This is a genomic window from Acinetobacter seohaensis (assembly GCF_056431365.1).
Map to the genome: position 1 here is coordinate 1 of NZ_JBWKMK010000074.1, position 861 is coordinate 861.

Genomic DNA, 861 nt, shown 5'->3' on the forward strand with positions numbered 1-861 from the left:
AAGGCAAACAAGGGCGAAATCAAACCTACTCCGACGCAGCTATCCAATGCTGCTTAATGATTAAATCCTTATTCCGTCTATCTTTACGTATGGTCACTGGCTTTGTGCAAAGTCTGATTAAACTTTGTGGATTAAATTGGACCGCACCAGATTACAGTACGCTTTGTAGAAGACAAAAGCATATTGATATTGCAATCAGCTACCAAAAAAGTAGCGATGGGCTGCATCTACTCATAGACTCTACAGGCATGAAGTTTCTAGGTGAGGGCGAATGGAAACGCAAGAAACATGGACCTGAATATCGTCGCCAATGGCGTAAACTTCATATTGGTATAGATGCCAAAACCCTTCAAATACGCGCTATTCAACTCACTACAAATAATGTGAGTGATTCACAAGTACTTGGTGATTTACTCGATCAGATTCCTCAAGATGAGCAGATTGACTCTGTTTATACCGATGGAGCTTATGACACCAAGCAATGCCGTCAGGTCATTGCAGATCGGCAAGCACATGCGGTGATTCCACCTAGAAAAAATGCGAAACCATGGAAAGATACAAAGAGTAGCTCGCTAGCGCGAAATGAATTACTTCGAACAGTTAAACGTTTAGGCAGGACACTATGGAAAAAATGGTCAGGCTATCATCGCCGCAGTTTGGTGGAAACCAAGATGCATTGCATCAAATTATTAGGCGATAAATTAATGGCAAGAAGCTTTCCTAGTCAGGTGAATGAGATTCATGCACGTGTAGCAGTCCTCAACAGATTTACGGAATTAGGTCGACCAGTTACCCAAGTTACGCCTTAAATTTGGCTCAATTAGGGGCGCTTTGCATTTCAAATCTTTGTGCAACAAAGCC

The 861-nt window shown here is 42.2% G+C and carries 1 protein-coding gene; it reads left to right on the forward strand.

All coding sequences use genetic code 11. The features are described 5' to 3' along the window. Positions 1 to 809 (forward strand): IS5-like element IS17 family transposase (locus AC07E5_RS09710; RefSeq protein WP_498625334.1); only part of this gene is annotated, 809 nt, incomplete at its 5' end. Between the last annotated feature and the right edge of the window lie 52 nt (positions 810 to 861).